The organism is Staphylococcus sp. Y174-1 (genome assembly GCF_049897865.1).
Classification (GTDB): domain Bacteria; phylum Bacillota; class Bacilli; order Staphylococcales; family Staphylococcaceae; genus Staphylococcus; species Staphylococcus saprophyticus.
Genome location: NZ_JAFCXB010000021.1, coordinates 1 through 808 on the forward strand (window position 1 = coordinate 1; position 808 = coordinate 808).

Annotated in this window: 1 protein-coding gene; it reads left to right on the forward strand. The window is 28.3% G+C overall.

Annotation, left to right across the window (positions count from 1 at the left end):
* Nucleotides 1–538: 538 nt before the first annotated feature.
* A partial coding sequence (locus ACP7BT_RS13530) for an orotidine 5'-phosphate decarboxylase / HUMPS family protein (RefSeq protein WP_426303792.1) occupies nt 539–808 on the forward strand: 270 nt, incomplete at its 3' end.

Consider the following 808-nt stretch of genomic DNA (forward strand, 5'->3'; position numbering starts at 1 on the left):
TCTCTTCAGATCTACGGATTTTCGCCATGCCACGAAATTAGCATCATGCTAGCAAGTTAAGCGAACACTGACATGATAAATTAGTGGTTAGCTATATTTTTTACTTTGCAACAGAACCTTTTTAATTGTATCTAGAAAATCATCTCCCCAACTAAAAATTGAAGAAACTACTTTATCAAGGTGTAATCCTAATTCACTAAATTTACATTTTACTTTAGGGGACTACTGGGGAGACAATTCTTTCAATGATTTTGTTTTGCTCTAATTTTTGAAGTTTTTTAATAAAATACGCTGAGTAGTTTATTTTATAATTCACTTAATCTTAAACGATTAATTTGCAAAAGATAGAAGATAAAAGTGATTTTCATCTTCTACCAATTATAGAAAAGCTAAATATTGGGGTATATAAAATTCTTTATTATTATATTTAATTAACAACACAACGTCTTTAATTTATATAGTGACAAAAATGTCAGTATTGTTATTTGTCGCAAATAATACCATAATGAATAATATAATATATAGGAGGTAGTAACATATGGAATTACAATTAGCAATTGATTTATTAAATAAAGAGGATGCTGCAGAATTAGCAAATAAAGTTAAAGATTATGTAGATATTGTAGAAATTGGAACACCAATTGTTATAAATGAAGGATTACCAGCTGTACAACATTTAAATGATAATATTGATGGTGTAAAAGTATTAGCAGATTTAAAAATTATGGATGCTGCCGATTACGAAGTAAGCCAAGCAGTTAAATTTGGTGCAGACATAGTAACAATTTTAGGCGTTGCAGAAGATGCA